This window comes from Opitutia bacterium KCR 482 (assembly GCA_029269845.2).
Classification (GTDB): Bacteria; Verrucomicrobiota; Verrucomicrobiia; order Opitutales; family Intestinicryptomonadaceae; genus Merdousia.
Window position 1 is genome coordinate 471,305 of sequence record CP149973.1, and the last position, 13,447, is coordinate 484,751.

The window sequence follows — 13,447 nt, forward strand, 5'->3', positions numbered from 1 at the left end:
TTATTTTTCTTATCCGTTTTTATTGTTATTTTGCCCTTATGGGGGTGAAAGATTTTGACGCAAAAAGCTGCGCCCTGCCCTGATGCGCGTATGACATGTCGGGCACGAGTTTTACCGAAACGACCCTGCATTCGTCGTCGAGAGCCGCCGTTGCCGCCGCCGAGAGAACCGCCACGAGTTCGGAGTTGTCGGCTTTAAGCTGGGGCATCATCGCCGCGACAGCCGCCGCTACAACAAACGCGTGTTCGGGATTTTCGATTTCAGAGACGTCGCGCACTTTCTGGACTTTCGGGGCTTCCGCCTTTTTTGCCGCGGATTTGTCGAAAGCCGAAAAGAAGCGTCCCGCGGTGGAAGTCAATATCGACAAAACCGCGAGAACAAACATCACGACGCCGAAACCGAGTGCCGAAAATATCAACATTTCCGACATCGTAGGTTTCAGACCAATTAATGCTGCAATAAACATATTCGTTTTGGGTTGTGCGGCGGCTTGCGCCGCCGCGCGTTATTACATCGGAATGTTGCCGTGTTTCTTTGGCAGGCGCGTTTCGCGTTTTCCGATTGTCGCCCTCAACGCCATTGCGATTGCCCCGCGGGTTTCGGCGGGTTCGATTACCGAGGTAATCATGCCCTTGCTCGCCGCCTGATAGGGGCTTTCAAACTTTTCGCTGTATTCGGCGCGGTATTTCGCCGCCAATTCCTCGCGCTTTGCGGGGTCTTCGATGGCTTTAAGCTCCTTGCCGTACAGAACGTTGACTGCGCCCTTTGCGCCCATGACCGCAATTTCGGCGGTCGGCCACGCAAGAACCATGTCCGCGCCCATGTCTACGCAGCACATTGCAAGATACGCGCCGCCGTAAGCCTTGCGCATAATGAGAGTGATTTTGGGGACTGTCGCCGAAGCGTACGCAAAGAGCATTTTCGCGCCGTGGCGGATAATGCCGCCGCGTTCCTGCGCCAAGCCCGGCATGAATCCGGGGACGTCCACGAGGTTTACAATCGGAACGTTGAAGACGTTGCAGGTGCGGATAAAGCGCGATGCCTTGTCGGAGGCGTCGATATCGAGGCAGCCCGCCTTGAAATTGGGCTGGTTTGCGATGATTCCGACGACTATCCCTTCGATTCTCGCGAAGCCCACGACGATGTTGCGGGCGAAATTCGCCTGAATTTCGAAGAAGTCTCCGCCGTCTACAATGCGGTTGATGACCGACTTGACGTCGTAGCCCTGAGCGGAAGTTTCGGGAACGATGTTGTTAAGCTCTGGGTCGTAGGTTTTTTCGAGCGGCACGGAGAAATCGTGCGGCGGTTCCTGCATGTTATTTGAGGGCAGGAACGAAAGGAGTTTTTCGGCGAGTTCGAGCGCGTGCTTGTCGTCTTCGGCGACAAGGTGGATATTGCCCGAAACCGAAGCGTGCGCGTTCGCCGTGGCGAACATGTCAACCGACGCCTCTTCGCCCGTCGCCGCCTTGATGACCTGCGGCCCGCAGATGAAGAGGTTGGAGTTCTGCTTCGTCATGATGATGAAGTCCATGAGGGCGGGGCTGTAAGCCGCGCCGCCCGCGCAGGGGCCGGCGATGATTGAAATCTGCGGAACCACGCCCGAAGCCGCCACGTTCTGGTAGAAAATCTGCCCGTAGCCGGAGAGCGATTCGACGCCCTCCTGAATGCGCGCGCCGCCGCTGTCGTTGACGCCCACAACGGGCATGCCGTTCTTGGCGGCGAATTTGAGAAGGTCTACGATTTTCTTTGCGTGGTTTGCGCCGAGCGAGCCGCCGAACACCGTGAAGTCTTGGCTGAACGCCGCCACGGGGCGACCCTTTACCAGACCGACGCCCGTAATGACGCCGTCGGTGGGCAGTTCCTTTTTTTCCATTCCGAAATTGTGGCAGCTGTGTTGCACGAACATGCCGAATTCCTGAAACGAACCCGCGTCGAAGAGCGATTCTATTCTTTGTCGGGCGGTGAGCAGCCCCTTTGCGTTGCGAGCCTCCAATTTAGCCTTGCCGCCCGCATTGATCGCGGCGTCGCGGCGTTTGATGAGGTCGTCCATCAATTTTTTTGCGATTGCCATAAATTAGACGTAATAAGTTGAAGCCGTTATTCGCCGTCCTGACAAAATTCCGTGAGGACGCCCTTTGTGAACTTGGGGTGGAGGAACGCGATTTTCTTGGAATGCGCGCCGATTTTCGGCTCTTCGTTGATAAGCCCCACGCCCGCGGCTTTCGCTTTTGCGAGGTCGTCGAGAATGGAGTCGCTATTGAAGGCGACATGGTGTACGCCGCCGTGGGGATTTTTTTCGAGAAATTTTGCTATCGGGCTGTCGGGCGAAGTGGGTTCGAGCAGTTCGATATGGACGCCGCCCACGCTGAAAAACGCAGTCTTAACTTTTTGTTCCGCAACTTCTTCCACTCCTTCGCACTTAAATCCGAGTGCATTTTCATAGTATGGAACGGCATCGTCAATCGATTTCACGGCGATACCGATATGGTCTATTTTTTTCAACATGCTAAGCCTTTCGTTTTTTAACTGTAGCCAAAAGTTATGTTCGGCGGCGTTAATGTCAATAAATTTTGAAAAATAAATCGGCGGACGGGGTGGCAAATAAACAAAAAAGCCCCGATGGGGAATCGGGGCTTGCAATCGATAAACGGCTTATTTTAGCGGAACGGTTTTCGAGAACACTACCTCCGCCGCGCCGATTATACCAGACGGTATCGCCCCCTGTTTCCACGACCTGTCGATTCCCCTTGCGGGAACGGGCTTTTTGCCTTTTTCCGGAAAGTGGTAGCCCATCGAGTTAGACCACGTTATGCGTTGGTCTGCGGGCAGAGTCGCGTCGTACAAACAGCGGTTCACCCAAGTGTTGCCGACTTCCACTTCTATTTTGTTGCTACCTGACTTTGCAAACTTTGTGATGTCGAGCACAAACGGCCTTTTCCAGAGCGTGCCAGCAAACTTTCCGTTCACTTTTACCCGCCCTATTTCCATGACGTTTCCGAAACGCAGATACGCGCGTTCGTCCTTGCCGAGCTTGGGAAGATTTACACTCAGTTTATATACGCCCTTGCCAGAATAGTTCGCAATGCGCGGGTCGGAGTTTTCAGTCCACGAGGCGAACTTTTCGAACTCCGCGCTCTTCGGCGCGCCGTAGTTCTCTTCGAACTCCACCGTAAACGGCGTTTTTATATTTACGCTCTTGCGCACTTTTTCGGCCTTTGCCGAAACCTTTGCGCCGTCCGAAAGCGTTGCGGCAACTTCGCCCGCGTTGAAAAATTCCGCCACGACGCCGTTTTCTTCCGAAATCAGGCGCGTTTGGACGTCGGCTACGTCAAAGCTTTCCCGCGTTTTCGGGAATGTCTGCCTGTCGTCGATTTTGGATTCGACAACCGTCACATTCGTCGCTTTGCCGTCGAAGACCACAAACACCGAGTCGTTGCGGCGGAGGTCGAGGCGGAGCGTCGTATAGCCGTCAGACTCCCTGCGTTCGACAATTTCGGTGCGCGTCGCCGTTTCGGGATTCCAGAGTTCCGCCCTGCCCGTCGCGTCGAAGGAAATTTCGAAAGACTTGTCGTTTTTGGCGCAGTTGACGACATAGAACCACTTTGCGCCGTTTGCGTGTTCGCGCGCGATTACCGCAAGCTGGTAGACGTCCGTTTTGTAGGCGGGGCGCAGCTTCATGTCGGCGACAACGGCGGCGGTTTTGTAGCCGACGTACACTTTGCCCCTGCCGATTTTCACAATCCCCTTTTTGCCGTCGCCGAAGAGTTCGCGGGCGAGCTTCCGCCACTGCGCGTCGGCTTTCGCGCCGCCGATTAGCGTGCGGGAAATCGGCAGTTTTTCGGCGGAAACCGTCGCGCCGGCGGAGACGAGTTTTTTGAGCGCAAGCAGGGTTTCGACGCGCAAAACGGCGTCCGGGGCGATGTCGAGCAGTTTGTATTCTATGCGCCCGGGGGAAACGAGCTTGCCGTCTTTTACGCGCAGAAAGTTTCGGACGCAGTCGCCGTTGATTTTGTTGCAGTAAAAGCCTTTGGGAAGTTGGGGAAAGCCCGCCATCACGGGCGGCTCGTCTGTCATGAGCCGCAAAATATCGACCCGCGCCCTGCCCTGCTGCATTAGGTATTGCGAGCGCGAGATGTAGTCGAAGAAATCGCGAGCGAGCGAAAACCACGGCATTTTGCGGTTTATGCAGCTGCCCCACGGCTCCATCTGCCACCCCGGTACGCGCTCGTCGGGCTGGTGGGCGAAGTCGTGGAAGACGAGCACGTTCATGCCCGCAAGCAAAATGCTGTCGGCAACGCCTTTGAGGACAAGCGGAGAGTCCGACCAGTTGCCCTGCGCCTGCGAGAGCGCCTCGCAGGTCGCCATAGACTTGCCGAAAAACTGCGTCGCCGACGCGACCTCGCGGGTCGGAATGTACTTTGGGGCTGCTATTTCCTTTAAATCGCGGCAACTCTGCCAGATTTCGTCCTGCGGAATGTCGGCATGCTTGAAAAGCGAAAGCTGGTCGCGCAGCGACGCAACCTCCACGACAGGCTCGCACTCGTAGGTCATGCCCATTGCGCGGAGGCGTTTGCCGATTTTCCCGTAGAAATTTTCGTTCACAGTGTGCGCGGTGAACGCGCGGAGGTCGGCGGCGAACTTCTCTGTCGCCTCCTTGCTGCCGACGACTTCCCCGAGCATTGCGGGCAGCCACGGCATGATGTCGTAGCCCGCGAATTTGCGGAACATGGCGGGCATGTCGGCAGTCCAGTTTTGCGGGCCGCATTCCCAGGAGTCGGTCTCGACGTATTTGAAGACGCTTCCGGCGCTGCCGCCGGCGGCTTCGACCATTTTGGAAACGTAGCTGTCGATGTGGAAATCGGTCGCGGCGGGGTCGAGCTTGTCCGATTCAAGCCCGATTCCTTCGGGCGTCGCGGGGTGGTTGTACTCGCCGTTGATTGTGTAGCCCACGCGGACTACCTCCCACTCGTCTTCGGGAACGAGCCACTCTACGGTGTTGTCCGCGCCGATTTTCCCCTTGATGAAAACTATTTTCTTGGGGTCTATCACCGCTTTTGCTGGAATTTCCGCGGCGGCGTATGAAATGTGCAGAGAGCGTCCCCGCGCGGTTTTGATTCCGAAAGAGGCAATATACGGCGAGTTTCGGGCGACAGTCCCCGACGGAATAAGCTCGACGGAATCCACTACAACGCCCGTCGAGTTGTCCTTTGCGGCGCGTTTGCCGATTCGCCAGAACTTTGCCGTGGTAGACGGAAACGAGACAAAAGACTCGTTGGAATCTTTGTTAAGCTCGGCGATTTCGCGGAAATTTTTGCCGTCGTCGGAAACCGCCAAGAACAGATTTTTGGGCATCGACCACGACCACCTCGAATTGAAATATATCGACGACGCCTCGAAGGGTTTGTCGAATTCGAAATCCGCCCCGTACCACTTGTAGTCGGCGCGGGACGGGCGGAACTGGAACGCAAAGCGCGTTTTTGCGTCTTTTGAGAACGCCTCCGCGTAGTTGCGCGCAAACGGGGCGGTTTCGGCGTTTGCGGGCTTCAAGTTTTTGAAATGCCTTTGCATTGCCGATTCCGTCGGGCGGAACGCGGGGTACGCTACAACTGCGATGTCCCTGTAAAACGGCTTTGCCGCCTTGTCGAAAGGGTTCGGAACTGCGTACGGGCGCGGCAGTTTTATCTTCTGGACGCCGCCGTTGCCCTTTGCGCGGACAGTCGAAGACGTCAGTTTTTTCATCGCAATTTCGGGCGTAATCCACGGGCCCGCCGCCTCGGACCAGCCGTCGCAGTTGTGGATTCCGATTTCCATTCCGTACTTTTTCGCGGTCTCGACAGTGTAGGCGAAATTTTCGAACCACTCCTTAGAGTTGAACTTCAAACTGCCGACGGGCGTATTCACTTGGGGCGTTCCGCTGATGTTGAAAATAATCGCCGCCCCGTAGTTGTTTTCCGACATCGACTTCAAGTCGCGGTCTATGCCCTCGCGCGAGACGTTTCCGTTTATCCAGTGCCACCACGTCTGCACGCGCGCCTTGCCTTTCGGCGAAACGAAGCCCTCGAATACCGGCGCGCTTTCGGGCGCGTCCGGATTGTAGTTTGTGTATTTGTAGAACTCGGAATCGCTCCCCGCGCCCAAGCATGCGTTTGCGGCAAACAACGCCGCAAACGACTTTGCCGTTATAGATTTAAATTTCCCCATGTGCCGAAGTTTTCTATTTTAGCGGAACGGTTTTCGAGAACACTACCTCCGCCGCGCCGATTATACCAGACGGTATCGCCCCCTGTTTCCACGACATATCCCTGCCCTGGTTGGGCTGCGCCTTTTTGCCTTTTTCCGGAAAGTGGTAGCCCATCGAGTTAGACCACGTTATGCGTTGGTCTGCGGGCAGAGTCGCGTCGTACAAACAGCGGTTCACCCAGGTGTTGCCGACTTCCACTTCTATTTTGTTGCTACCAGACTTTGCAAACTTTGTGATGTCGAGCACAAACGGCCTTTTCCAGAGCGTGCCAGCAAACTTTCCGTTCACTTTTACACGCCCTATTTCCATGACGTTTCCGAAACGCAGATACGCGCGTTCGTCCTTGCCGAGCTTGGGAAGATTTACACTCAGTTTGTAGACGCCCTTGCCCGAATAGTTCGCAATGCGCGGGTCGGAGTTTTCAGTCCACGAGGCGAACTTTTCGAACTCCGCGCTCTTCGGCGCGCCGTACTTCTCTTCGAACTCCACGGTAAACGGCGTTTTTATATTTACGCTCTTGCGCACTTTTTCGGCCTTTGCCGAAACCTTTGCGCCGTCCGAAAGCGTTGCCGCAACTTCGCCCGCGTTGAAAAATTCCGCCGAAAGCCCGTCGCCCGCGCGTACGAGGCGCGGCTGGTTTTGGACGATTTCGCCGGACGGTTTTTCGTTCGGAAAAGTCTTTTTGCCGTCGAGCGAAATTTCAGTTGCGAAAACTTTTTTCGGCGAGGGCGTGAAGACAACAAACAGCGAATCGTTGCGGCGCATTTCAAGCTTTACGCGCGTGTAGCCGTCGCTTTCGCGCTTTTCCAGAATTTCGGTGCGCGCCGCCGTTTCGGGATTCCAGATTTCGGCTTTGCCCGTCGCGTCGAAGGAAATTTCGAAAGTTCTGTCGTTTTCGCTGCGGTTGACGACATAGAACCACTTTTTGCCGTCGACGTGCACGCGCGGCATAATGGAGAGCCTGTCCACCGAAGTAATGTACGACTGGCGGATTTTAAGAATCTGCGCCATTTCCCATGCGCTGTAACCGAAATACACTTTTCCCTTGCCGATTTTCACAATTCCCTTTTTGCCGTCGCCGAAAAGCTCGCGCGAAAGTTCGCTCCACTGCGACAGCGCCTTTTTGCCGCCGCTGAGCGTCATAAACTCGGGTCTCTTTTCTGCGTTTACGATTGCGCCCTCGGAAACGAGTTTTTTCAGGGCGGCAAGCGTTTCCAATCGCAAAGCCGCATCGGACGAAATATCGAGGAAATCGTACTCTATGCGCCCCGGGGAAACGAGTTTGCCGTCTTTTACGCGCAGGTAATTGCGCACGCATTCGCCGTTGATTCTGTCCGAAAAAATTCCGGAGGGAAGTTTGGGGTGCGCGGCGGCAATCGGCGGAACCTCCTTCATAAGGCGCAAAACGCGCACGCACGCCTTGCCCTGTTGGAGCATGTATTGCGAGCGCGAAATGTAGTCGAAGAAGTCGCGCGCAAGCGAAAACCACGGCATTTTGCGGTTTATGCAGCTGCCCCACGGCTCCATCTGCCAGCCGGGGACGCGCTCGTCGGGCTGGTGGGCGAAGTCGTGGAAGACGAGCACGTTCATGCCGCTTGTCAGAATCGTGTCTATTGCGCCTTTGAGCGAAAGCGGAGAATCCGACCAGTTGCCCTGCTGTTGGGTGAGCGCCTCGCACGTCGCCATCGACTTGCCGAAGAAGCTCGTTGCGGAGGCGACCATTCTGCCCATATCCCACGTGGGGACAGCCGGCTTGCCGACTTCCCGGTAGCCCTGCCAGATTTCGTCCTGCGGAATGTCGGTTTTCATGTACAGGGAAATTTGGTCTTTGAGAGAAGCTTCGTTTGTGGGTTCGCTTTCGTATTTAAGCCCGCGCGCGCGAATGCGTTCGCCGAGCCTGCCGTAGAAATTTTTCATCACAAGGTGCGATGTCGTTTTGCGCAAGTCGGCGGCGAACTTTTCGGTCGCGTCGGCGCTTTCCACAATCTCCCCGAGCATTGCGGGCAGCCACGGCATGATGTCGTAGCCGTTAAGTTTTTTGAACTCTTCGGGCATTTTCTGCGTCCAGTTCATCGGTCCGCATTCCCAAGAATCGGTCTCTATATATTTGAAGACACTGCCGGCGTTGTCGCCCGCGGCGTCAATCATTTTGGAAATGTAGGAATCGAAATGGAAGTCGGTGGCCTCCGCGCTGAGCTTGTCGGACTCCAAGCCCACGCCCGCGGGGCTTGCGGGGTGGTTTGTGTGCCCGTTCGTTGTGAAGCCCACTCGGATTACCTCCCACTCGCCTTCGGGAACGCGCCACTGCATTGTGCCGTCCGCCGAAATTTTCTCCTTTACGAAGATTATTTTCTTGGGGTCGATGACCGCCTTTGCGGGAACGGGTTCGACACCGCGCGGGAGCAAACCGATATTGCTGCGGTCGGCGGCGACTTTAACCATAAACAGGGGAATGAACGAAGCGTTCCTCGGAACTGTCCCGCTCGGGACAAGCTCGATTTCGCCGATGTTCATTCTTATCTGGGCATAGTGTGTGGGCGAAGGACTTGTCCGCTTTTCCACGCGCCAATATTTGGCCGTTGTTGAGGGAATCTTGATATAGACCTCGTTGGAATGTTTCTCGAATTTGAGTTCGGCAATTTCGCGGAAGTTTTTGCCGTCGTCGGAGACAAGCAGAAACACGTTCTTGGGATAGAACCAAGACCATTTCAAATTGACGAAAACCGACGACGCCTCGAAGGGCTTTTCGAACTCGAAATCGATTCCGTAGCTCTGGTAGTCGCCTTTTGTTGCGCCGAATGTAAGCGCGGACTTCAAGTCGCCGTCGAGCATGGCGTCGGGCTTGCCGACGAGAAATTTTGTGATTCCGTTGGCGGGCTTGACGCTTTTGAGCGCGGATTTCATCGCAACTTCGGCGGGACGGAACGCGGGATACGCGACAACCGCAATGTCTTCGTAATAGTCTTTCGAGCCTTTCTTCGTGTGGTCTTTGCCCATCCACGGCTTCGGGAATTTTATGCTCTGCACCTGTCCGTCGCCCTTTGCGCGCACTTTGGAGCTTGTCAGACGCTTCATCGAAAGTTCGGGGGTAATCCACGGGCCGCCCGCCTCCGACCAGCCGTCGCAGTTGTGGATTCCGATTTCCATTCCGTACTTCTTCGCGGTCTCGACTGTGTAGGCAAAATTTTCGAACCACTCTTTTGAATTGAATTTCACCGCGCCTTCGGGAGCGCGTATTGCGTCCGAACCGCTGATGTTGAAGATTATCGCCGCCCCGTAGTTGTTTTCCGACATCGACTTCAAGTCGCGGTCAATGCCCTCGCGCGAGACGTTCGAGTTTATCCAGTGCCACCACGTCTGCACGCGCGCCTTGCCTTTCGGCGAAACGAAGCCCTCGAATATCGGCGCGCTTTCGGGCGCGTCCGGATTGTAGTTTGTGTATTTGTAGAACTCGGAATCGCTCCCCGCGCCCAAGCATGCGTTTGCGGCAAACAACGCCGCAATTCCCGTAATTGTAGCTTTCATCATAATGAACAAACAATAAACCAACTTCACCCACACTTTCAACAATATTTTTGTCCGACACCTGCGCATTTGCGCTTGAAAACGCCGCGCCGCAAAAATAAAGTGCTTTTGAATTTAACACATATGCCTATGAAAAAACTACCGACCAAACTCGTCGCCGCCGCATGCGCGGTTATGTTCTCCGCAAGCGCGTTCGCCGCGCAGACAATCTACATTCACGCGCACAGGGGCGAACCGCACCTCGCGCCGCAAAACACGCCCGAAAGCATATCCCTTGCGTTCGAGCTCGGCGCGCGCATGATTGAAACCGACTTCCACCTCACGAAAGACGGGACGATTGTGTGCATGCACATGCGCAAGGAACTGAGGGACATCTGGGGAATAGACAAAGAGCCGAAAGATTTGACAATCGGGGAAATCCGCGCAAGCAAGCTCGCCCACCCCGAAAAATTCGACAAACGCTACGCAAACTGCAAAATTCCGACAATCGACGACATCTTCGCCATCATTCCCAAGGACAAGTCGTTCGAGCTTGAAATCAAGACATACGGCGATGGATTTGCCGACAAGGTCGAAGCAGCCCGCAAGAAGGCGGGGCTTGGCTACAAAAACATTCTAATAACAAGCTTTGCGCCCGCGGTCATCAAGGACTTCAAGGAAAAATATCCGCAATACGAAACGCTCCTGATTGTCTCATGCCCCAAAAAGGGCAAACTTCCCGCAAAGGAGATTATAAAAAAGGCGAAATACGCGAAAGCGTCGCAGGTTGCAATCGGCAACTACAAGAAGCTCGACAGGGCGTACATAAAGGAAATTCAGGACGCGGGATTCAAGGTCGGCCTTTGGCAGGTCGAAAACCTCAACGACCTCGCCATTGCCGCAAAGCTCGGCGCAGACCGCGTGTGCTCAAACTACTGCGCCAAGCTCCGCGCCGACTACAAGCGCATAAAAGAGCTGAACATGGAATAAACCCCGACGCGAAAAAAAATCGCAAAACGAAAACGCGGAAAATTTTTCCGCGCTTTTTTTGCGGGTGTGGGCGTTCGAAACAAGCCCGAAAAAATCGGCACGCGCAAACGCGCTTTCCAAAATTCAAGACGCAAAACAAAAAACAGCCGCGACGCCGCAGCCCCCCCGAACGCATGCGCGGGAAAGCGGACAAGCCGCTATTTTGCGGCTTTTGCTATCTCGCGGACTGTCGCGAGCTTCGATTCGAAGTCGGAATTTTCGGGGAAGGCGATTTTCTGGAAGCCCGTGTTTTCGTGGTAGAATCTGAAAAATTCGCCGTTGTAGTTCGCCGCGTAGGCGACCTGACAGCCGCCGCCCAACGCCGACAAAAACTCGCGCTCCAACGCAAAAGTCTCGAACGCCGACTTGTCGAAAAGCTCCGAAAAAAACGGCAAATCGCCGCGCCTGCATTCCAGCGCGACAATCCCCTGCCCCACTGCGGGCACGCATACGTCGATTTTCAGCGGCGAAAACGACACCCCAGAGTAGGATTCTATCCCCAGACGCTTCAAGCCCGCCTCCGACAGCACCGACGCGTCGGCGTCGCCGCCCGCAATTTTGCCGAGCCGCGTTTCCACGTTTCCGCGAAGCTCAGTCCAAACCGCGTGCGGAAAAAGCCGCTTCAACTGCGACCTCCTGCGCGGGCTTCCCGTGGCGATTAGCGACGGCACAGACACGCCGTTGCGCAGCACCATTACGTCGCGGCAGGCGTCGCGCGGCAGACAGCCCGCAAGGGCGAGCTGTTCGGGCATTTCGGTTGGCAAATCCTTCGCGCTGTGAACCGCCAAATCGGCGTCGCCCGCAATGAGAGCCTCCTCGATTTCCTTTGTAAAAAGCCCCTTGCCGCCGTATTTTTCAAGCGACCAGTCCTGACGCTTGTCGCCCGATGTCCTGATTTCGAGCGTCTCGATATCGGCGTCCCCGCCGAGCTTTCCGCGCAGAAACTCCGCCGTCATTCGCGCCTGAACGAGCGCGAGCGGGCTTCCCCTTGTCGCCATTCTGATTTTCCGCATAAATTTATTTCCGTTTTCCGTTCGGAGCGTCGAAAAGCGCGGAATACGCCGCTTTTGCCCCCTTCGCGTTCTGCTTCGCCGCCCACGGCATGAGCGAACGCAGACGCTGCCCGACCTTTTCAATCGGGTGCTTTTCTCCGTCCGCAAGGAGCTTGTTGTATTTTTTCAGCCCGCCCGCGTATTCCGCCGCCCACTCCTTCGCGAATTTTCCGCTCTGGATTTCCTTCAAGACGCGCTCCATTTCGCGCTTGGACCTGTCGCCGACAACCCTTTGCCCGCGCGTGATTCCGCCGTATTTCGCGGTGTCCGAAACCGTCGAAAGCATGCCAGATACCCCGCTTTGGCAAATGGAATCCACAATGAATTTCAGCTCGTGGCAGCATTCAAAATACGCCATTTCGGGCTTGTAGCCCGCCTTTACGAGCGTCTCGAACGCCGACTGCACAAGCGACACCAAGCCGCCGCACAAAACAGCCTGCTCGCCGAAAAGGTCGGTTTCCGTCTCCTCTTTGAACGTCGTTTCAATCACGCCCGCACGGGTCGCGCCAATGCCGTGCGCCCACGCAAGCGCGGTCGCCTTGGCGTCCCTGCCGCCGCGCTCTACGGCAATCAACGCGGGTACGCCCCTGCCCTCCAAATAAAGCGAACGCACCGTGTGCCCCTGACCTTTCGGCGCAACCAAAACCGCGTTCACGCCGTCGGGAATCTTCACAAGCCCCGAATGCACCGTAAGCCCGTGCAAAAAGACAAGCGTCTTGCCCTTCGAAAGATTCGGCAAAATGTCGCGCCCGAAAATTTCGGGCTGCTCCATGTCGGGAAGTGCGATAAGCGCGACGTCCGCAAGCTTGACAGCTGCGGCGGGCGAAACCACATCGAAGCCGCACTTTTCGGCGGCGGCAACCGCCCCGCTCTTCGGATAAAGCCCCACAATCACGCGGTGCCCGCCGTCCCTGAGGTTCATGGCGTGCGCGCGCCCCTGCGAACCGAAGCCGATAACCGCCAATATCTTGTTTTTTAAGAACTTTCCGTTTACGTCCTTTTCCTTGAAAATCTTTGTCATGGCAAGCTATGTTAAAGTTTGACAAATTCCAAAACAAAGCAATCCACCCACGACGGGTGAATTGCCGCAAAAACGGAATGCCGAAGAACCTGTCAGTCTTCCGCAACGACGCCGCGTTCGAGGGCGACACTTCCCGTTCGCGCCATGTCGATAATGCCGAACGGCTTAATCATGCCCATGAAACCCTTGATTTTATTGGCGTTGCCCGTGCATTCGATAATCAGCGAAGTCGCGTCAACGTCGATAACCTTGGCGCGGAAGAGGTCGGCAACCTGAACGATTTCGGGACGGGTCTTGGAATCGGCCTTGACCTTTACGAGGACAAGCTCGCGCGCAACAAACGCGTCGACGTGGGAAAAATCCTTCACATCGATAACGTTTACAAATTTGTCGAGCTGCTTGACACATTGCTCGACACTGTTGCGCCCCTCTTTTACGGTCACCGTAATGCGCGAGTATTTGCCGCCTACGAGCGGCCCGACGTTCAGAGTTTCGATATTAAAACCTCTGCCGCTGAACATTCCGGCGACGCGCGCAAGCACGCCGAATTTATTTTCAACAAGAGCCGATATAGTATGATTCATAGACAGCAGATAAAAT

9 protein-coding genes are annotated in these 13,447 nt (G+C 55.5%); 1 reads left to right on the top strand and 8 read right to left on the bottom strand.

Translation table 11 applies throughout. The features are described 5' to 3' along the window. Positions 1 to 25 precede the first annotated feature (25 nt). The 5 genes from P3B99_001935 to P3B99_001955 all read right to left on the bottom strand — a co-directional run bounded on the left by P3B99_001935 (position 26) and on the right by P3B99_001955 (position 9,769). Positions 26 to 421 (bottom strand): OadG family protein, encoded by a 396-nt coding sequence (locus P3B99_001935; GenBank protein ID WYJ07888.1) that lies wholly within the window; start codon positions 419 to 421, stop codon positions 26 to 28. Between the two features lie 87 nt (positions 422 to 508). Beyond that, the gene (locus P3B99_001940) at positions 509 to 2,071 is read right to left on the bottom strand and encodes an acyl-CoA carboxylase subunit beta (protein WYJ07889.1); all 1,563 of its coding nucleotides are present in this window, start codon (positions 2,069 to 2,071) and stop codon (positions 509 to 511) included. A 26-nt stretch (positions 2,072 to 2,097) separates the two neighbouring features. Beyond that, positions 2,098 to 2,505, bottom strand: a complete 408-nt coding sequence (gene mce / locus P3B99_001945; GenBank protein WYJ07890.1) for a methylmalonyl-CoA epimerase — start codon at positions 2,503 to 2,505, stop codon at positions 2,098 to 2,100. A gap of 147 nt (positions 2,506 to 2,652) precedes the next feature. Continuing rightward, the gene (locus tag P3B99_001950; protein ID WYJ07891.1) at positions 2,653 to 6,201 is read right to left on the bottom strand and encodes a glycosyl hydrolase; all 3,549 of its coding nucleotides are present in this window, start codon (positions 6,199 to 6,201) and stop codon (positions 2,653 to 2,655) included. 13 nt (positions 6,202 to 6,214) lie between these two features. Beyond that, a complete protein-coding gene (locus tag P3B99_001955; protein ID WYJ07892.1) occupies positions 6,215 to 9,769 on the bottom strand; it encodes a glycosyl hydrolase in 3,555 nt (1,184 codons plus the stop codon). Positions 9,770 to 9,895: 126 nt separating this feature from the next. On the opposite strand from P3B99_001955, the gene P3B99_001960 reads away from it, so the two are divergent. Next, the gene (locus P3B99_001960) at positions 9,896 to 10,735 is read left to right on the top strand and encodes a glycerophosphodiester phosphodiesterase family protein (GenBank protein ID WYJ07893.1); all 840 of its coding nucleotides are present in this window, start codon (positions 9,896 to 9,898) and stop codon (positions 10,733 to 10,735) included. A gap of 197 nt (positions 10,736 to 10,932) precedes the next feature. Here P3B99_001960 and hemC read toward each other — a convergent pair whose 3' ends face one another. From hemC to ilvN, 3 genes are all read right to left on the bottom strand, one after another. Continuing rightward, positions 10,933 to 11,787 carry a hydroxymethylbilane synthase gene (hemC, locus tag P3B99_001965; protein ID WYJ07894.1) on the bottom strand — a complete coding sequence of 285 codons (855 nt, stop codon included), beginning with the start codon at positions 11,785 to 11,787 and terminating at the stop codon, positions 10,933 to 10,935. 4 nt (positions 11,788 to 11,791) lie between these two features. Next, positions 11,792 to 12,847: a ketol-acid reductoisomerase gene (ilvC, locus tag P3B99_001970; protein ID WYJ07895.1), complete on the bottom strand. Its 1,056-nt coding sequence runs from the start codon at positions 12,845 to 12,847 to the stop codon at positions 11,792 to 11,794. A 92-nt stretch (positions 12,848 to 12,939) separates the two neighbouring features. After that, the gene (gene ilvN, locus P3B99_001975; GenBank protein ID WYJ07896.1) at positions 12,940 to 13,431 is read right to left on the bottom strand and encodes an acetolactate synthase small subunit; all 492 of its coding nucleotides are present in this window, start codon (positions 13,429 to 13,431) and stop codon (positions 12,940 to 12,942) included. Between the last annotated feature and the right edge of the window lie 16 nt (positions 13,432 to 13,447).